This window comes from Vibrio penaeicida, from assembly GCF_019977755.1.
Taxonomy (GTDB): Bacteria; Pseudomonadota; Gammaproteobacteria; order Enterobacterales; family Vibrionaceae; genus Vibrio; species Vibrio penaeicida.
The window spans coordinates 2,973,742-2,990,665 of record NZ_AP025144.1; the positions used below are offsets into that span (position 1 = coordinate 2,973,742).

General features: G+C 43.8%; 20 protein-coding genes. 9 read left to right on the forward strand and 11 right to left on the reverse strand.

Annotated elements, in window-relative coordinates; all coding sequences use genetic code 11:
- Positions 1 to 92 precede the first annotated feature (92 nt).
- From LDO37_RS13265 to LDO37_RS13275, 3 genes are all read right to left on the reverse strand, one after another.
- Positions 93 to 1,226 (reverse strand): flagellin, encoded by a 1,134-nt coding sequence (locus LDO37_RS13265; RefSeq protein ID WP_126608746.1) that lies wholly within the window; start codon positions 1,224 to 1,226, stop codon positions 93 to 95.
- 415 nt (positions 1,227 to 1,641) lie between these two features.
- The gene (locus LDO37_RS13270) at positions 1,642 to 2,775 is read right to left on the reverse strand and encodes a flagellin (protein WP_126608712.1); all 1,134 of its coding nucleotides are present in this window, start codon (positions 2,773 to 2,775) and stop codon (positions 1,642 to 1,644) included.
- 472 nt (positions 2,776 to 3,247) lie between these two features.
- The gene (locus LDO37_RS13275) at positions 3,248 to 4,147 is read right to left on the reverse strand and encodes an N-acyl homoserine lactonase family protein (RefSeq protein WP_126608713.1); all 900 of its coding nucleotides are present in this window, start codon (positions 4,145 to 4,147) and stop codon (positions 3,248 to 3,250) included.
- Positions 4,148 to 4,272: 125 nt separating this feature from the next.
- Between LDO37_RS13275 and LDO37_RS13280 the strand changes: the two genes are divergently transcribed.
- The gene (locus LDO37_RS13280; protein ID WP_126608714.1) at positions 4,273 to 5,157 is read left to right on the forward strand and encodes a LysR family transcriptional regulator; all 885 of its coding nucleotides are present in this window, start codon (positions 4,273 to 4,275) and stop codon (positions 5,155 to 5,157) included.
- Positions 5,158 to 5,187: 30 nt separating this feature from the next.
- Here the strand turns inward: LDO37_RS13280 and LDO37_RS13285 are convergent, their stop codons facing one another.
- The 3 genes from LDO37_RS13285 to LDO37_RS13295 all read right to left on the reverse strand — a co-directional run bounded on the left by LDO37_RS13285 (position 5,188) and on the right by LDO37_RS13295 (position 8,037).
- The gene (locus LDO37_RS13285) at positions 5,188 to 6,321 is read right to left on the reverse strand and encodes a flagellin (protein ID WP_101112871.1); all 1,134 of its coding nucleotides are present in this window, start codon (positions 6,319 to 6,321) and stop codon (positions 5,188 to 5,190) included.
- Between the two features lie 247 nt (positions 6,322 to 6,568).
- Positions 6,569 to 7,468, reverse strand: a complete 900-nt coding sequence (locus tag LDO37_RS13290) for a Dyp-type peroxidase (RefSeq protein ID WP_126608715.1) — start codon at positions 7,466 to 7,468, stop codon at positions 6,569 to 6,571.
- A gap of 116 nt (positions 7,469 to 7,584) precedes the next feature.
- On the reverse strand, positions 7,585 to 8,037 hold the full coding sequence (locus LDO37_RS13295; protein WP_101112943.1) for a DUF2919 domain-containing protein: 453 nt from the start codon (positions 8,035 to 8,037) through the stop codon (positions 7,585 to 7,587).
- 74 nt (positions 8,038 to 8,111) lie between these two features.
- Here LDO37_RS13295 and LDO37_RS13300 point away from each other — a divergent pair, with 74 nt between their 5' ends.
- Together LDO37_RS13300 and LDO37_RS13305 are read left to right on the forward strand one after the other, a co-directional pair.
- Positions 8,112 to 8,459, forward strand: coding sequence for a DUF2956 domain-containing protein (locus tag LDO37_RS13300; protein WP_126608716.1), 348 nt, complete (start codon positions 8,112 to 8,114; stop codon positions 8,457 to 8,459).
- A complete protein-coding gene (locus tag LDO37_RS13305; protein ID WP_126608717.1) occupies positions 8,452 to 8,793 on the forward strand; it encodes a DUF4156 domain-containing protein in 342 nt (113 codons plus the stop codon). The genes LDO37_RS13300 and LDO37_RS13305 overlap by 8 nt, the downstream gene beginning before the upstream one ends.
- A 235-nt stretch (positions 8,794 to 9,028) precedes the next feature.
- Here LDO37_RS13305 and LDO37_RS13310 read toward each other — a convergent pair whose 3' ends face one another.
- The gene (locus LDO37_RS13310) at positions 9,029 to 9,310 is read right to left on the reverse strand and encodes a winged helix-turn-helix domain-containing protein (RefSeq protein WP_101112879.1); all 282 of its coding nucleotides are present in this window, start codon (positions 9,308 to 9,310) and stop codon (positions 9,029 to 9,031) included.
- 355 nt (positions 9,311 to 9,665) lie between these two features.
- On the opposite strand from LDO37_RS13310, the gene LDO37_RS13315 reads away from it, so the two are divergent.
- Genes LDO37_RS13315 through LDO37_RS13330 form a run of 4 tightly spaced genes read left to right on the forward strand, consistent with a single transcriptional unit; the run spans position 9,666 to position 12,015 of the window.
- Positions 9,666 to 10,013, forward strand: coding sequence for an ArsC family reductase (locus LDO37_RS13315; RefSeq protein WP_101112944.1), 348 nt, complete (start codon positions 9,666 to 9,668; stop codon positions 10,011 to 10,013).
- Positions 10,014 to 10,029: 16 nt separating this feature from the next.
- Positions 10,030 to 11,169: a succinyl-diaminopimelate desuccinylase gene (gene dapE / locus LDO37_RS13320; protein WP_126608719.1), complete on the forward strand. Its 1,140-nt coding sequence runs from the start codon at positions 10,030 to 10,032 to the stop codon at positions 11,167 to 11,169.
- Positions 11,166 to 11,840 (forward strand): M15 family metallopeptidase, encoded by a 675-nt coding sequence (locus LDO37_RS13325; RefSeq protein ID WP_126608720.1) that lies wholly within the window; start codon positions 11,166 to 11,168, stop codon positions 11,838 to 11,840. The genes dapE and LDO37_RS13325 overlap by 4 nt, the downstream gene beginning before the upstream one ends.
- A gap of 1 nt (position 11,841) precedes the next feature.
- A complete protein-coding gene (locus LDO37_RS13330; RefSeq protein ID WP_126608721.1) occupies positions 11,842 to 12,015 on the forward strand; it encodes a DUF2897 family protein in 174 nt (57 codons plus the stop codon).
- Positions 12,016 to 12,082: 67 nt separating this feature from the next.
- On the opposite strand, the gene bamC is transcribed toward LDO37_RS13330, so the two are convergent.
- Together bamC and dapA are read right to left on the reverse strand one after the other, a co-directional pair.
- The gene (gene bamC / locus LDO37_RS13335) at positions 12,083 to 13,105 is read right to left on the reverse strand and encodes an outer membrane protein assembly factor BamC (protein WP_126608722.1); all 1,023 of its coding nucleotides are present in this window, start codon (positions 13,103 to 13,105) and stop codon (positions 12,083 to 12,085) included.
- A gap of 69 nt (positions 13,106 to 13,174) precedes the next feature.
- Positions 13,175 to 14,053 (reverse strand): 4-hydroxy-tetrahydrodipicolinate synthase, encoded by an 879-nt coding sequence (gene dapA / locus LDO37_RS13340; protein WP_104402043.1) that lies wholly within the window; start codon positions 14,051 to 14,053, stop codon positions 13,175 to 13,177.
- Between the two features lie 302 nt (positions 14,054 to 14,355).
- Between dapA and LDO37_RS13345 the strand changes: the two genes are divergently transcribed.
- Positions 14,356 to 14,898: a glycine cleavage system protein R gene (locus LDO37_RS13345; protein ID WP_104402042.1), complete on the forward strand. Its 543-nt coding sequence runs from the start codon at positions 14,356 to 14,358 to the stop codon at positions 14,896 to 14,898.
- A 17-nt stretch (positions 14,899 to 14,915) separates the two neighbouring features.
- Entirely contained in the window at positions 14,916 to 15,386 is a 471-nt protein-coding gene (gene bcp / locus LDO37_RS13350; RefSeq protein ID WP_126608723.1) for a thioredoxin-dependent thiol peroxidase, read from the forward strand.
- Between the two features lie 64 nt (positions 15,387 to 15,450).
- Here bcp and LDO37_RS13355 read toward each other — a convergent pair whose 3' ends face one another.
- Positions 15,451 to 16,527 carry an AI-2E family transporter gene (locus tag LDO37_RS13355; RefSeq protein WP_126608724.1) on the reverse strand — a complete coding sequence of 359 codons (1,077 nt, stop codon included), beginning with the start codon at positions 16,525 to 16,527 and terminating at the stop codon, positions 15,451 to 15,453.
- Positions 16,527 to 16,757 carry a sulfurtransferase TusA family protein gene (locus LDO37_RS13360; protein ID WP_101112915.1) on the reverse strand — a complete coding sequence of 77 codons (231 nt, stop codon included), beginning with the start codon at positions 16,755 to 16,757 and terminating at the stop codon, positions 16,527 to 16,529. Before LDO37_RS13360 ends, LDO37_RS13355 begins: the two co-directional genes overlap by 1 nt.
- Positions 16,758 to 16,924: the final 167 nt, after the last annotated feature.

Below are 16,924 nucleotides of genomic sequence, written 5' to 3' on the forward strand. Positions count from 1 at the left end.
TAAAAACATGCATTTTTAATTTTAAGCTCAACAAAAACAAAAAGGAGCCTGAACAGCTCCTTTAAAGTCATATTTTTTGGATTTAAATTTGATTAGCCAAGCAAACTCATCGCAGCATTTGGCGCTTGTTTCGCCTGTGCCAATATTGATGTTGACGCTTGTTGTAAGATCTGAGCTTTCGTCATTGAGGTCGTTTCTGATGAGAAGTCGGTATCTTTGATACGGCTCTTCGAAGCATTCACGTTCTCATTGATGTTATCTAAGTTGCTGATCGCGTGACCAAATCGGTTCTGGAAGGCACCCAGCTCTGCTCGGTGGCTGTCTACGTATTTCAGCGCCGCATCCACTATCGCTACCGATTCTTGTGCACCCGCGACTGTTGTCACGTCTATGGTGTCGACTGTTACGCTGTTTGCCGCTCCCATCGCCAGCTCCCCTGCCAGGGCACCACCGAAGGTCACGTCGCCAACCACTTTGTTGTTCCCTGCGAAGACTTGCAGTGTCCCGCCTTCACCCACCGACGCTTTCACTAAGTCGGTTTGACCGTTGATGTACGTCGCCAGCTCTTCAATATCATCGCCACCTTTGGCATTGATGTTCAGCACCTGAGCGTCACCAAAACTGTCGGTCAGTGAAATGGTCAGATCCGTTGCGGCGTCTGGCACCGTCCAATCTTTGTCTTTACCATTCGCGGCTTGGTAGCTGTTACCCCCCATTAGAGAGTTGTCGCTTCGCATGTCTTTTAGAGTAAGCATGACCGCTTCACCGTTATCGGCACCTATCTGGAATGCGGCTGTGCCGTACGTTCCGTTAAGTAGGCGGTTACCACCGAACGAGGTGGTTTCTGCGATACGGTTCAACTCATCGTTCAATGCGGTGACTTCTTCTTGGATCGCCACACGCTCAGATTTTGAGTTCGAACCGTTGGCAGATTGAAGGGATAAGTCACGCATACGTTGAAGGATGTTCGTGGTTTCATTCATCGCACCTTCGGCGGTTTGAGCAATGGAAATACCGTCGTTGGCATTTCGCACGGCTACGTCTAAGCCTCGGCTTTGTACATTCAAACGGTTTGAGATCTGTAGACCCGCTGCGTCGTCTTTTGCACTGTTGATTTTGAAACCTGAAGACAAGCGCTCCATGGATAGGTTTAGGTCACTGGTTGCGTTGTTTAAGTGACGCTGCGCTGTCATTGCTGATACGTTGGTGTTTACAGTCATGCCCATGATGTATTCTCCAATTGATTTTCCGATATTACGGTCTCCGCCGTCGCGGAAAACCAAGCGTATTTCTCTCTCGTGCTTTTTATAACGGCTCAATTGAAAAGATCTTTAGCAAAAATTCATCTGTTAATAGATGAATTTTCAAACTGAAATAAAATCAATACATTGAGAGCTAGAAATCACATTGGACGGTGTAAAAATCGAGGGCAATAGATTCGCTATTTATACTAATCAAATGAAGTAGACAAAAAAATCATATCGAAATCAGCTCAGCTTCCATTCGTAAACGCTCTCAAGGCTCGTTTCTTTAAAGACAACTCACTTGAATAACCTGCGCATCAGCCAATTATTGAGGTTGGGATAATAAAAAAGATCAGAGCACGCTCTGATCTTTAGGGTTTGTTAGCCAAGTATCTAATTAACCTAATAGGCTCATCGCAGCGTTAGGTGCTTGCTTGGCTTGTGCAAGAATTGAAGTTGAAGCCTGTTGTAAGATCTGTGACTTCGTCATCATAGTGGTTTCAGATGCGAAATCCGTATCTTTAATTCGGCTCTTCGACGCGTTCACATTCTCATTGATGTTATCTAAGTTGCTGATAGCGTGATCGAAGCGGTTCTGGAATGCCCCTAATTCTGCACGGTGACTATCCACATACTTAAGTGCAGCATCAATGATGGCGACAGATTCTTGTGATCCAGAAACGGTGGTCACGTCAATACTATCAACAGTAACATCTTGCTTCAGTCCCATGGCAAGTTCACCAGCAAGCCCACCACCAAATGTTAGGTCACTGGATACTTTATTATTGCCAGCAAAAATTTGCAGATTACCTTCTTCGCCAACCGATGCTTTCACTAAATCCGTTTGACCATTAATGTACGTTGCTAATTCTTCAATGTCATCGCCATCTTTAGCGTTAATAGTCAACGCCTGAGCTTGACCAAAGCTGTCCGTCAAGTTAATCGTCAAATCTGATGCAGCAGCGGATACTGTCCAATCTTTGTCTTTGCCGTTAGCCGCTTGATAGCTCTGGCCACCCATCAGCGAGTTATCGCTGCGCATGTCTTTTAGTGTCAACATGACAGCTTCACCGTTATCAGCACCGATTTGGAACGATTTAGTGCCGTAAGTACCATTTAGTAATTTGTTACCACCAAAAGATGTTGTCTCGGCTATTCGGTTCAGTTCGTCATTTAATGCCGTTACTTCTTCCTGAATGGCAACGCGTTCAGATTTAGAGTTAGAACCGTTCGCTGATTGCAAAGACAAATCACGCATACGTTGAAGGATGTTGGTGGTTTCATTCATCGCGCCTTCGGCAGTTTGAGCAATAGAAATACCATCATTAGCGTTTCGAACTGCGACATCCAAACCGCGGCTTTGAACGTTCAAACGGTTGGAGATTTGCAAACCAGCAGCGTCATCTTTCGCACTGTTGATTTTGAAGCCTGATGATAGGCGCTCCATTGATGTCGTGAGATCGCTTGCCGCGTTATTAAGATGGCGTTGTGCTGTCATCGCCGATACGTTGGTGTTTACTGTCATGCCCATGATTACTGCTCCAAATGATTTTCCGATACTGCGCTTTCCGAGCTTCAGCTTCGGAAAACCAAGTTGATTGATACCTAAGTGACCTAATTAATCAGAATCGAAAGTCACTTGGGTATTTTCAAGATGAACCAGTTAACGACACAAAGTTTTTTTCCTTGAGGCGTTTTTTAAGAAAAAATGGATTTTTTAGCTTAAGTGGTTACAAATAAACCAAACGCGATATATTTTGTCATTTCCTTCTAAAGTTAGTATTCCCTTTGCCGATACAAATTTCTTTTTTCCCTTGCACCCCTTATATATAAAGGTATAAGAAGGAGGTTGTTATTTTCACTAAGTAAAGATTCAATAAAAACCAACCTCTCAAATTCAGGACAACTTTGCAGTATGCTTACTAAGTAGCCTTATTAACCCTGTAAAAAACGACGTTCCAGATTACAAACCCAAGTAACCTCAATTTACCTAGGTATATGCGCTATTTGTACCAATACGGCGCGTGTTTTTTCTCGTAAAACTCCTCTGCATCATGCCCAATCCAAAGCTCTGCACCTGTTCTTTCTAAAATTTTATCCACCTTTTCAAAGGCAAGTTTGCTTTGGTTTACCTGATTAAAAATAGGGATGGCGCGTAACCTGCGGTTTTCACGAGTATGGTACAGGTCACCAGACAAAATGATGGGGCCGTATTCAGGCAGATCAACATACAAAACTTGATGACCTGGCGAATGCCCGTATGCAGAGATAAGAACAACAGACCCGTCACCAAACACTTGATGATCACCCTCTATTACTTTTGCATTGGGTTTTAGGCTTGCGTAATCATCCTGATTGAAGCCGTAGTTTTTAAATTTTTCTTGATCGAAAGCGATGTCATATTCTGGTTTTTGGATTAACCATTGCGCATTTGAAAATTTATAAGCATTACCGGAATGATCCCAATGAAGATGCGACAACGCGAGATGTTCGATGTCATTAGCATCAATGTTTAGCAATTCCAATTGAGATGAGAGAGTTTTCTGCACAGAAAAATGAAATGCGCCATCCATCACTTCAATGCCATCCTTCTGTGCGACAAATTTGTCGTTAATACCCGCATCCCAAAACAACTTGCCTTTCGGATGAGAGATAACATAACAACTGTTCACCATTTCTATAGGGTTATCGTTGGATGCTTTCGGGTTAAACATCGTGGGCTTTCGCGCCTCAATTCGACCACAATCAATAATGCTGATAGCAACGTTCACGTTACCCTTAGTCGAAAATTGGGAAAAGTTGACAGGATTTGGCGCGGGGTTAGAAGTTTGATTTATCACACTGGCTTGTGCTGGCAAAAATGAAGCACTTAATAGACCGATCAGAATGCAACGTATTGTCATTGTTTGAATCCTCTCATGAATTTCCCGTCATGTTATAGACCCAAAAATGATAATTAAATACGATACACTGAAAGCAGCATCCCATTTTCGGGATGATAATTCTGGTTACCTTGAAAACACCCACAATGATTAATTTCAATGATTTACAAGTACTTAAAGCTATCGCCGATAAAGGCAGTTTTGGTGCGGCGGCACAAGTACTCAACATGCCCACCAGCACAGTAAGCCGAAGGCTTTCGGAACTGGAAAAAGAATTGGGTGTCGCTTTGGTTCAGCGTACCTCACGTTCCGCGTCCTTAACGGAAGCTGGCAGTATATTGAATCAACAAGCGAGCCCTCATGTACAAGGATTAATTGATAGCGTCTCTTTTTTGCAGGAACAAAGCAGTTCGATAAGTGGAAAGCTCACCGTAGTTTCGCCTATTTTCCTATCCTATTTTCGCCTTTCATCATGGATTGCCGAATTTCAGGCTTTGCATCCAAAGCTTGATATTGAATATCGTATCAGCAATAAACTTGACGACTTACTCAGCGATCAAATTGACGTCGCAATCCGACCCGGACCACTCAAAGACTCTAGTTTGGTTGCACGTAAACTTTACCAAACCAAAATGAGTATATTTGCGAGCCCTACATGGCTTAAAAAACATAAACTGCCTAAGCACCCATCTCAATTAAATCAAATGGAATCACTCACCATCCCTTATCTAGCTAGAGATTGGCGTGTTTTTAAGGGCAATCATAATGAGGTCATCGCAACGCGATATCGTGTTTTCAGTAATGATTTTGGACCGCTGTCTGAAGCGTTAATTCATGGAGATCGACTGGGCGTTTTGCCAACAACGTTTGGCGAAGAGTTTGTGAAGAAAGGTCAATTGATTAAGTTGCTGCCGGACTACCAAGTGGAAACCCCGGGACCGATTTATGGTGTGTATCCATCTAAGAAATATTTGTCTCAGAAAACACAAGCGTTGCTGCACTTTCTTGAGATGAAGTTTTCTCAATTGTAACTTAGCGCATGTTATCGTTCGGTACTGGGACTACCCTAAAAGAGTCAAAGCAATATTTGGTGCTTGTTTGGCTTGAGCAAGAATAGTGGTACTGACTTGCTGCAGCATTTGCTGCTTTATCATTTCGACCGACTCTTTAGCAAAGTCGGTATCTTTGATTCGGCTATTGGAAGACGCGAGGTTTTCATTAATGTTATCTAAATTGCTGATGGCGTGGTCGAATCGATTTTGAAAAGCCCCCAATTGCGCACGGTGGCTATCCACATATTCCAACGCCGTGTCAATCACTGAAACCGCGCGTTGAGCACCACCAACGTTTGTAATATCGAGGTCATCAACCGTTTCTAGAGCAGGTCCAGACATCGCTAATTGAGAAGCTAAGCTGCCACTGAAGGTAATGGGGCTTGCAACGACATCTGCCGAAGCAAAAATTTGTAATTGCCCATCTTCATTAACAGATGCCGAAACTTGATCGGTTTGCCCATTAATGTAAGTTGCCAGCTCTTCAATATCATCGCCAACTTTTGCTTGAACATTGATATTAACGAGGTCCCCTGCCTTGTCGGTAAAACTAAGGTTAAACTCGTTTTGCCCTGCACTAACCGTCCAGCTTGAGTCCGCTTTTCCGGCCGCCATGTAACTTGCTCCGCCCATGGCAAGGGTATCTGAACGCATATTACTAAGTGACACATTGACCGCTTCACCGGCACTGGCTCCGATTTGGAAAGCGGAAGTGCCATAGGTTCCATTAAGGAGTTTTTTGCCGCCAAACGACGTAGTTTCTGCTATCCGATTAAGCTCATCATTGAGCGCACTCATCTCTTCTTGAAGAGCGATTCGTTCTGCCCGGCTATTTGAACCATTTGAAGACTGCAGCGACAAATCACGCATTCGTTGCAGAATATTCGTGGTTTCTTTCATCGCTCCTTCTGCGGTTTGCATGATGGAGATGCCATCGTTAGCATTGCGCACCGCGACATCCAAACCACGCATTTGTGTTTCCAATCGATTGGAAATTTGCAGACCCGCAGCATCGTCTTTTGCGCTGTTAATACGACTCCCTGAAGCAAGCCGCTCCAAAGATTGGTTCAACGCCTGAGTCGCCACCCCGAGATTTCTCTGGGCGACCATCGCTGAAACATTTGTATTAACCGTAACGGCCATAAACCTGCACACTCAAAATAAGGGTATTCAGCTTTATAGCGGCAGTGAAAAAGAAACCTTTAGCAAAAATTTGAATATTTTTTATCCGGTGGGAAATTTCAGTTATCTGGTTGATTCACAGATGGGATTGGTAGACCCAAGCAAACGTTAGAAGAATGGTGCAACTAACATCGCTTGGGCTAGTTATGATGAAACAGTCTTATGCTCAATCAGCGTTAATGCCGATCTGCATTTTGACAAGGTAACATCACGACATTTCTAAAGAAGACAGCATGGATTGCGAAGGTGCAAAGAAATACGCCCCAGTCACCGCTGTTGTGAAACGCAGGAGTTGGTCTGTTTTTCCATCTGTTTCACCGTACATGCTCTCAAGCATGGCTTTAAAGTTATGAAGCGTATGGCAGTAGGCAATAAACAACAAACCGTGATCACCAGACACACTGCCATAAGGCAAACTATGGCGAACAATCTTAAGCCCTTTCCCTTCTTCTTTTATATCAACACGTCCAACGTGAGATGCCGCCGGAACGTCATCCAATTCAATTGAATCAGGCTTAGTTCTTCCTACCACCTTTTCTTGCGCTGACACGTTGAGCCGATTCCAAGCAGGCAAGTTATGCACGAAGCGCTGAAGCATCACGTAGCTGCCGCCAGAAAACTCCCCTTCAGGGATAATGGCAACCTGATGGCGCTGTTCACCTTCTGGGTTTTCTGTGCCATCAACAAAATCAGTCATATCACGCGAGTCGAGATAGCGATAACCATAAGTTTCATCGACGAGGTCTACGCATTCAGCTATCGGTGTTAAGAACTTACGCAGAGCAAAAAAGTGCAAGTCGTGACGATCAGAATGGCAATGAATCAGAAAATCGACATCAGTTGATGGTGCTATCACCTTATCTTTGCCCAGTTCGCGAAAGGGTTCTAACTCGCTAGGCATAGGTTGATTCAGCTTCGACCAGAATTGATGCGTGAAAGACACCGTCAGTTTAACATTGGCACCTTGCTGCTGATTGATCTCTTCCACTAAGGCTGGCAGCGTTTGAAGCGAAGACAATACCGTTTGAGGTTCGCTCGTGATTTTAAATAAAGAGTAAAGCGCGAAAGGGCTTCCTTCCGGTACAATCGCAGTTTGCGGATTCGACATATTTATTCTCACATTTAGTTAGCGTTATTGTTCCGTTTCTTGATGAACGGATATAAAAATATAGTGCCATAAACGTGAGTCAAAAAAGTGCAAGCAATATCAAAGAAGTGTGATCTTTATTTCGTTATTTTCAAACATTCTTTCAATCGACGGCTTTTCCAAACAAACAAAAAAAACCAAATGAGTAAAACAGCCGTTATAGAATGCGACCAGCTAAACACCCCTTTGTCGAGTGTGATTTGATAAATAACCAAACCAAAATGCCCAGCGATCAATAGCAAGGTGAGCCCTCTCCCCCAGCTAATGAAGCGATTTATCCATGTTCTATCTGGGTTTCGAAAGCCAATTAACCACATCAACAAGATTGAAGGAAGACCAATGGCCAACCCAAGGTATAGCGTGTCTTTTACTGGGTAAATGATTTCAAGAAGCTTACTGCCAGACTCTCGGCTGACCCCTGCTACAACAAATACTACCCATGCCTTAGCTAGAAATATCCAACCGAGCCAAAGCCAGATCGGCGCTTTTAGATAACCATGTTTGTCGTAGTCTTCAATTGGATAGCGCACTATCACCTCTGCATTTCATAATGGTAGACTAGGGTTTCACCCTATAGGCCAAACATATCAATCCCCGGTTAGCAATGAAACAGAAAAAAAACACTCCATCTGCAGAAACACAATCTGATGCGCAAAAAATTGCTAAAGCTACGCAAAAGCCTGGTCAAACCAAGGAACAAACCAAGCTAATTGCGCAAGGTATCGAAAAAGGCATTGCGCTGTACAAAAAACAGCAGAAAGAAAGGCAGCGTGAAGCCGATAAAGCGAAGAAAAAAGCGCAAAGGAGCAAACAGCAAACAGATTCGGTTGAAGAACATCAACCGGTCGAGCCAACGACAACAGAGAAATCATCCAATCTATTGCCTTGGATTCTTCTTATCGTGAGTTGGGTAGGCTTTATTGCGTATGTAATAGGCAACCAATATGTATAAGCTAGGTTGGCGCTGTCTTGCTTTTGCCATCATTCCTTTAATAACGGCGTGCGCCACACCGTCGCAAAAATTGATTTCCGACGCTCAGAGCGTCTCTGTGTATGCTGATTCAGCCATTGTCGCTTCGGGATGTGAATGGAAAGGTGAAGTCACTGGTAGTGAGGGTCATTGGTACTCATTTTTGTTCTATAACAACGACGCCATGATTCAGGGTGCGGTAAATGACATAAAAAATCAGGCAGTAAGCCTAGGTGCGAACCGGGTTTACCTGAACAGTCCAATTCACTTTAAAACATCCGTTACCTTTCTAGGCAATGCTTACCTTTGCAAGTAACTCATTATTTCTATCAATATTGATTCGCGAATACCAAAAAACCAGCCTACAGGTTGTGGGCTGGCTTACGGATTTTTAGCAACCAAACGCAATCTGTCTTAAGCTCTGTTCTATCTTAAGATTTGTGGTTCCGAATCATCTTATTCTGGATTTGGGTTTCTAGTCGCCTTATTTGCTCCTAGCCCCTTTCTTTTCTCTTAATAACCTTCTTTACCCCTAATAACCTTCTTTGCCCCTAATAACCTAGGGTCGATGCAATGTCTTTTTGTCGATCTAAAACCCATTGGCTATCAAACGGTCCCCAATCAGATAACTGATAATACCCGTCGTTATGGCGACGTCCATCCTGCACAAACATCAGCTCAATACCCAAGCCTGGTAAGGCTTTCAATACGTCTTGAATGGTTCGTCTAGGCCAACCTGTAATTTCAATCAGCTTAGGAACATTGGGTCTTTCTAGACTTTCAACCAACAAAGCCAAATATAGTCGTCTCGCAAATACAGGATTCAATTCCATTGATGCCTCCTACCGCTGTATTTTTTTACTAGAGCTCGTCGCCCTAGAGACCTGCTATTGAGGTCTTGATTATTTCCCCACACCAACTGGGTCTATTCACATTATTGATTTTCTGGCACGCGGAATGTTGCGCGTGATCAAATTTGATGAGATTGGAGGTGATTAACTTCTCGTTTATCGTACGTGAACCGATTTGTTTCTATTGGGAATAGTCGATTTCACTAATAAACACCAATTACTTACTAAAAGCTCAATATGGAACGTTAATTTTGCTCCCACACGCGGTTTCCTCTTGCTCCACTTTTTCAACCTGATAGGATTTGGGCTTCGAAAGAAAAAAGGACAAGAAAACGCTATGGCAAATACTATGTATGGCATTCCTAACTGCGACACAATTAAGAAAGCAAAAAAGTGGTTAGAAGCTGAAAACATCGCATACGACTTTCACGATTACCGTAAGCAAGGTATCGATAAATCCATGGTTGAAACTTTCTGCGAGCAATTGGGGTGGGAGCAAGTTTTAAATAAGCGTGGAACTACATTCCGTCAGCTATCTCAAGAGCAAAAAGATTCGCTCAATGAACAAACTGCGGTTGAATTGCTGGTAGAGCACCCAGCCATGATCAAGCGCCCTATTTTAGTGGTAGAAAATACATACCACATTGGCTTCAAAGCCGATCAGTACCAAACTATTTTTAAGTAAGTAAGGATTTTCAAGGATGACAGACAGCCCTGTATTGGCGCTTGCCAAAGATCTCATTAGCCGCCCATCGGTCACTCCGTTGGATGAAGGCTGCCAAGAACTCATGATCAACCGCTTAAAAACGCTAGGGTTTGAAATTGAAATCATGGTGTTTGAAGACACCACCAATTTTTGGGCTCGCCGAGGCTCAGAAGCCCCATTGTTTGCATTTGCAGGGCATACCGATGTTGTGCCAGCTGGCCCTCTAGAACAATGGCACACTCCACCTTTTGAGCCAACGGTCATTGATGGTCATTTGCATGGTCGTGGTGCTGCGGATATGAAAGGCTCACTCGCCTGTATGGTAGTGGCGGTTGAGCGTTTCATTGCTGAAAACCCTGACCACAAAGGCTCTATTGCATTTTTGATTACATCAGATGAAGAAGGTCCATTCATCAATGGTACAACACGTGTTGTAGATACCCTTGTTGAGAGAAACGAAATCATCGACATGTGTATCGTTGGTGAACCTTCAAGTACGCTGCACGTTGGTGATGTGGTTAAAAATGGTCGTCGTGGTTCAATTACTGGCGATCTTGTTGTTAAAGGCACGCAAGGTCATGTCGCTTACCCTCACTTGGCGAATAACCCAGTGCACCATGCATTGCCTGCGTTAGCGGAATTGGCGTCCACGAAATGGGATGAGGGTAATGAATACTTCCCACCGACCAGTTTCCAAATTCCAAATTTGCATTCTGGTACAGGTGCGTCGAACGTTATTCCTGGCGAATTCAATGTTCAATTCAATTTCCGCTTCAGTACTGAATTGACCGACGAAGAAATCAAACGTCGCGTGCATTCCACGCTAGACTCTTACGGGTTAGATTACGACCTTAACTGGACGTTAAGTGGTCACCCATTCCTAACCGATACAGGTGAGCTTAAAGAAGCCATTGTTCGTGCTGTCGAAAAAGTGAATCACAAGAAACCTGAATTACTAACAACAGGTGGCACTTCAGACGGTCGCTTCATTGCGACCATGGGCGCGCAAGTTATCGAGCTTGGTCCAGTTAACGCAACCATTCACAAAGTGAACGAATGTGTAAGCGTAGCAGATTTAGAGCTGCTGACTGACATGTACGAAGCGACATTAGAAGAGCTATTGGCAAACAAATGACTCCAGCCCAACTGACCGGACAAACCCAATCCCATCTTATTGATCACATCGTTGGTGCTCAAAAGATCCAAGCTTCCCCAGAAGCAGGAAAGGCACTAATTGCCCTGCACAAGGAAGCCAAAAACAAAGGGTTTGAACTGGCAGTCGCCAGTGGATTTCGAGACTATGAGCGTCAAAAATCCATTTGGAACGCCAAGTATTCCGGTCAAAGGGCTATCTTAGACAGTCAATCCAACCCCATAGATATCTCTACGTTGTCTGATGAAGAGAAGGCTGTTGCCATTATGCGCTGGTCGGCATTGCCAGGTGCAAGCCGCCATCATTGGGGAACGGATTTCGATGTCTATGCTAAGAACTGTTTACCTGAAAATATACAGCTGCAACTTGAGCCTTGGGAATACCAAACGGGTCATCAACAAGATTTTTCAGAATGGTTACAAGAAGCGATGCCAGAGTTCGGTTTTTTTCTTCCTTATCGTGAAGATTTGGGCGGCGTCGCAATCGAGCCTTGGCACATAAGCTACCTTAGTGTTGCGAGTAAAAATCTCGCTTCATTAACGACTGAAATAATTCGTGAGGCATTGCACCTATCGCCTATTGAAGGGCAATCAGCGGTGCTACCTTTACTGGATACTCTGTACAATCGCTTCATAATAAATGTGAGGGACTAAGATGGAATTCCTAACCAACCCTTGGGTCATTATCACCATTGTTTTGGCTGTCGTTATCGGCAACATTGCGGCGCTAAAATACACTGCAAAAATGAAGTTTACACCTTCTAAAAGGGAAAGTGACTTAGATAGACTCAACGAGCTAGACAAAAAAGCCCACGAAAAAGATAAATAAAAAGAGCCAGTCAATCGACTGGCTCTTCTGATCTATTTATGACTTTCGACTTGTGAAATCAACAAACTTAAAGCGACTTCTCAGCTATCTTAGCCAAGATGGGCGCTAAATCAGTAAGCAACTGTTCACTAATCGGCTTATCAGAACTGTCCGTTACGTTGATAGATGTTCTGTTGTCTAAGTCACCCATCAAGAACGTAAATGAACTGCCACTCAAGTCTAACGGCTTAACACCAATTTCTTGCCAGAATTCATCATCTGGTTTGGCGTACTTCACCTTGATAATACCTTGGGACTGGTTTCGTTCTTCAATATTAAAACCAATTTGCGGCAGAATAGTTGGCATGTGTTGCCACAATGTAGCGTATGGCGCTCGAGCGATAATAACAGGCAATCCGCTACGGTCTTTACCAAGACTGATAGGAATACGCTTCACTAGATCCTGTGCCTTTAACGCCGCTTCAGCACGCAAATTCTGATCATAAGTTGACGTAACTAAGTTAGTCATCAGAATGTTGTAGCGCTCTTTGTCAGTCGCTTTAACAGGCTTAACTTGATTGCCTTCACGCCAATCGATAAGTGAAATTTTAAAACCGTAGCGACGGTTCGATTCCAACTTTTCTATTGAATAGCGGCTGCCGATCTCAGAGTCCTCATCTTTCGATTTCCACGTTACCCATTCCGTTTCGATACGAGTATTTGTATTTTCTCTCAACCGAACGCCTTGGTTTGAGAGCATCTGTAAAGCGGTTCGCCATACTTTCTCTTGTTCCGTTTCTCGAACCAACCACAAGGTTGCTTCGCCGTCTTTCACTTCTGAACGTGCACCAGGAATTAAGTTCAAAATTTGTTGCGGCGGACGAATATCAACGTTCTTACCAATTCCACCCGTGTATTCACCCGCTGGAATATCGTAGTTAGGATAGAACTGCGGTGTGGCACCTTGTGGAAGCGACCACTCTTTTAGCGGCGTTGAATCAAGGTACGAAAAATCATCTTTCGCCTGGCGGCGAGATGAAGGGTCACTTGAACAAGCAGCGAGAACAAAAACAGCCAGTGAACTGATCACTAGCTGACGTGAAAACTTCATTAAAACTCCTAAATACAACCCGAAGCTATTGGCTTCGGGGTTAACTTTATTGGGTTCGTTGGTTTGACCCTAGCTGATCCCAGCTTCTGCTAGAGACTTTTCAATAACTGGCTGAGCCTCTTCAGAAAGCTCTGTCATTGGAAGTCTTAGGCTACCATTTGCGATCAAACCAAGTTTATGCGCAGCCCACTTAACTGGAATAGGGCTAGCTTCAATAAACAGGTTTTTGTGCAATGTCATCAATCGTGCATTGATAGATTCCGCTTCTTCGAACTCTCCATCTTGAGCTAAGTGCATGATTTTCGCCATATCTGCTGCTGCAATATTGTTCGTTACAGAGATTACGCCATGACCACCTAACTTACAGAATTCGAGCCCTGTCGAGTCATCACCACTTAGTAAGATAAAATCTTCGCCACAAAGTTCACGGTGAATTGCAACTCTTTCTAAATCACCTGTCGCATCTTTCAAAGCAACGATGTTTTCAATTTTGGCTAAACGAGCCACGGTAGCAGGCTGAAGATCAACCGCTGTGCGACCTGGTACGTTGTAAAGAATGATAGGCACATCACTGGCTTCAGAAATGGCTTTGTAGTGCTGGTATAAACCTTCTTGAGTCGGTTTGTTATAGTAAGGCGTAACACTTAGCACACCTACAATACCAGAGCCTTGAAGCAAGCGGCTAAACGTTACAGATTCGTGAGTAGCGTTTGCTCCTGTTCCCGCAACAACAGGAATACGACCATCAGCGTACTCGACTGCTTTGCTCACCACCTTGACATGCTCTTCGATTGTTAGAGTGGCCGACTCACCCGTAGTGCCAACAGCGACGATTCCATCGGTGCCCGCTTCTACGTGGTATTCAACAAGTTGCTTCAGGCTTTCGAAATCCACTTCACCTTCATTATTAAACGGTGTCAAAAGCGCAACCCAGCTTCCAGAAAACATGTCCATCTCCTTAATAAATTCTTATACCAAATGGCGTCACTTCAACGACCTCCAGCAGGTCTACCTCAGCTCAAATGGGCTTCTAGCATGGTACTGTAACACCCTTGAATAAAACAAGGGTTCAGAGCGCCTTAGATGACAATCTCACGTTAATAATTGGAGGTTAAGCATGGATTGGTCGAAAATTTATCGAATTGGGTAAATTTTCAGGTTTGCCCACTGAAATTCTCAGTGGGTATCCGAGCGAATAGTTGGAACTGTGCTAACATGCAAATTAACAGTTATTGAAAAATTGCCTCCTCATGTTACAACATTTAGTGATTACCGCTGTTGGTACGGATCGCCCGGGTATCAGTAACCAAATTACCCATTTGGTTACCGAATCGGGATGCAATATTATCGACAGCCGCATTGCACTCTTTGGCAGCGAATTTACGTTGATTATGTTGTTGTCTGGAAATAGCAACAGCTTAGCCCGAGTTGAAACTCGCCTTCCTCTTTTAGGTCAAGAACATGATCTAATTACGATCATGAAACGTACCTCTCCTCATCAGCACCCCGATCATGTCTATCGGATAGAAGTCTTTGTTGAATCTGAAGACAAACTAGGGTTGACTGAGAAATTCACTCAGTTTTTTGCTGACCGACAAATCGGTATGTCTTCACTCAGTGCGCAAACTATCGATAAATCCAAGGTCGAAAAAGAACAGAATCAATTTCATATTGCGTTGACAGCCCACGTCGATGGCGAATGTAACCTGATGCAGTTGGAAGAAGACTTCCAATTACTGTGTTCACAGCTATCGGTTCAAGGCTCACTAAATTTCATAAAAAACAGCCAATAAAAATAAAGGATCGCTCAATGGAAACTTTGACTGCTGGCGCGCCTGCTCCAGCCTTTTCACTATTAGATCAAGACGGTAACACCGTGACATTATCTGACTTTGAGGGCAAAAAAGTATTGTTCTACTTTTACCCTAAAGCCATGACTCCAGGTTGCACAGTGCAAGCGAAAGGTCTTAGAGATGTCAAAGCCGAACTGGATGCACACAATGTTGTGGTTCTTGGTGTTAGCATCGACCCAGTAAAACGCTTGGGTAAATTCATCGAACGAGATGAACTCAACTTCACCCTACTTTCTGATGAAGATCATACCGTTGCTGAACAGTTCGGTGTTTGGGGCGAGAAAAAATTCATGGGGAAAGTGTACGACGGTCTGCACCGCATCAGCTTCCTGATTAATGAAGAAGGTGTGATTGAACATGTGTTCAACAAGTTCAAAACTAAGACGCACCATGAAGTTGTATTGGATTATTTCAATCAATCTGCGTAAGAATTTACTGTAAAACCAAAAAGGCCTCTGATATCAGAGGCTTTTTTTATATCTACATTTAAAGCTAATCGGATTTAGGTATTGGGGCTTTTGATTCCGTATTGGGCAGCGCGTTAATGACGGCTTTCACCAAGGTTGCTAAAGGAATAGCAAAGAAAACGCCCCAGAACCCCCAGAGCCCTCCAAACACCAGAACTGAAACAATGATGGCGACTGGATGCAAATTTACTGCTTCAGAAAACAACACTGGAACCAGTACGTTGCCATCAAGCGCTTGAATGATGCCATACGCAACAAGAAGCCAGTAAAACTGTGGTGTTAACCCCCACTGGAATAACCCGACAATGGCCACCGGCACAGTCACTGCCGCCGCACCAATATAAGGAATCAGCACAGACAAACCCACCGCCACTGCTAGTAAAACGGAATATCTCAGATCGAGAATGGCAAACGTCACGTAACTGACACCACCTACGATTAAGATTTCCATCACTTTTCCGCGAATGTAATTCGAAATTTGTTGGTTCATCTCGCGCCAAACCTTGGTCGCTAAACGTCTATTTTCAGGTAGAAAGCCACTCAACATTGACATCATTTCTGCTTTGTCTTTCAACAAAAAGAACACCAATAAGGGCACTAAGATTAGGTAAACTGCAAGTGTTGCAATGCTAACGAGTGAAGCCAGTGACCCTTTCACCACGCTTTCACCTAAGCCAAGAACTTTGTTCTTAGCATTTGAAACAATCGATTCGACTATTTGGAGGTTAGCCAACTCTGGATACTGTTCTGGAATAGAAGCGATAAACCCTTGAAGCCCGTTATACATATTAGGGATATCGTTAATCAAGTTACCCACTTGGCTCCATATGGTTGGCATTAAACCAAAAACAGCCATTAGCATAAGACCTAGAAAAGCCAACACCACAATAGGCACTGCCGCCGCACGAGGCAGCCCCAAACGGATCATTTGCATTACCGGCCATTCAAGCAAGTAAGCGATCACTATTGCGACTAACAGCGGCGCAATTAAGTGTCCGAAAAAGTAGATAGTGGCAAAGCCAAACAGAAGAATAGCAACCAAGCTGACTGCGTGAGGGTCGGAAAAACGTCGCTTATACCAGCGGCTGACCATATCGAACATTATGAATCGCTCTCTCTTACTACGGTTAAAGTGGACACACACTCATTCTCTTCCAAATGGACCGAAAAGAGGGATGAAGAAAAGTATCGTATCATATCTTGTATTGAGCTTTTATCATGCACTTGAATGACTAAGGTCTCTTTCTCTTTTAAGCTTGCTGCGCGACGCTTCGCTAGAAGCAACGCCATTGGGCAGCGTTCTTCACATAAATCAAGCGTGTAGCTGTTCATTCTTAGCACCAATACTTACTATTGTGCCTGTATTGTAATAGCATTTGGACCTATGGTCTCCCACTTCATTCGCAGAAGTGGAGATGATCGTGCCAAAATGTTTGAGCTCTTTATGTTTTAAACTGCGCCCATTGATGAAATAAATAGCAATCAAAAATTGATAGGCG

Coding starts and splice junctions, on each gene's coding strand:
- LDO37_RS13265 (WP_126608746.1), bottom strand. CDS start 1,226: ATGGGCATGACTGTAAACACCAACGTATCAGCAATGACAGCGCAGCGT.
- LDO37_RS13270 (WP_126608712.1), bottom strand. CDS start 2,775: ATGGGCATGACAGTAAACACCAACGTATCGGCGATGACAGCACAACGC.
- LDO37_RS13275 (WP_126608713.1), bottom strand. CDS start 4,147: ATGACAATACGTTGCATTCTGATCGGTCTATTAAGTGCTTCATTTTTG.
- LDO37_RS13280 (WP_126608714.1), top strand. CDS start 4,273: ATGATTAATTTCAATGATTTACAAGTACTTAAAGCTATCGCCGATAAA.
- LDO37_RS13285 (WP_101112871.1), bottom strand. CDS start 6,321: ATGGCCGTTACGGTTAATACAAATGTTTCAGCGATGGTCGCCCAGAGA.
- LDO37_RS13290 (WP_126608715.1), bottom strand. CDS start 7,468: ATGTCGAATCCGCAAACTGCGATTGTACCGGAAGGAAGCCCTTTCGCG.
- LDO37_RS13300 (WP_126608716.1), top strand. CDS start 8,112: ATGAAACAGAAAAAAAACACTCCATCTGCAGAAACACAATCTGATGCG.
- LDO37_RS13305 (WP_126608717.1), top strand. CDS start 8,452: ATGTATAAGCTAGGTTGGCGCTGTCTTGCTTTTGCCATCATTCCTTTA.
- LDO37_RS13310 (WP_101112879.1), bottom strand. CDS start 9,310: ATGGAATTGAATCCTGTATTTGCGAGACGACTATATTTGGCTTTGTTG.
- LDO37_RS13315 (WP_101112944.1), top strand. CDS start 9,666: ATGGCAAATACTATGTATGGCATTCCTAACTGCGACACAATTAAGAAA.
- dapE (WP_126608719.1), top strand. CDS start 10,030: ATGACAGACAGCCCTGTATTGGCGCTTGCCAAAGATCTCATTAGCCGC.
- LDO37_RS13325 (WP_126608720.1), top strand. CDS start 11,166: ATGACTCCAGCCCAACTGACCGGACAAACCCAATCCCATCTTATTGAT.
- LDO37_RS13330 (WP_126608721.1), top strand. CDS start 11,842: ATGGAATTCCTAACCAACCCTTGGGTCATTATCACCATTGTTTTGGCT.
- bamC (WP_126608722.1), bottom strand. CDS start 13,105: ATGAAGTTTTCACGTCAGCTAGTGATCAGTTCACTGGCTGTTTTTGTT.
- dapA (WP_104402043.1), bottom strand. CDS start 14,053: ATGTTTTCTGGAAGCTGGGTTGCGCTTTTGACACCGTTTAATAATGAA.
- LDO37_RS13345 (WP_104402042.1), top strand. CDS start 14,356: ATGTTACAACATTTAGTGATTACCGCTGTTGGTACGGATCGCCCGGGT.
- bcp (WP_126608723.1), top strand. CDS start 14,916: ATGGAAACTTTGACTGCTGGCGCGCCTGCTCCAGCCTTTTCACTATTA.
- LDO37_RS13355 (WP_126608724.1), bottom strand. CDS start 16,527: ATGTTCGATATGGTCAGCCGCTGGTATAAGCGACGTTTTTCCGACCCT.
- LDO37_RS13360 (WP_101112915.1), bottom strand. CDS start 16,757: ATGAACAGCTACACGCTTGATTTATGTGAAGAACGCTGCCCAATGGCG.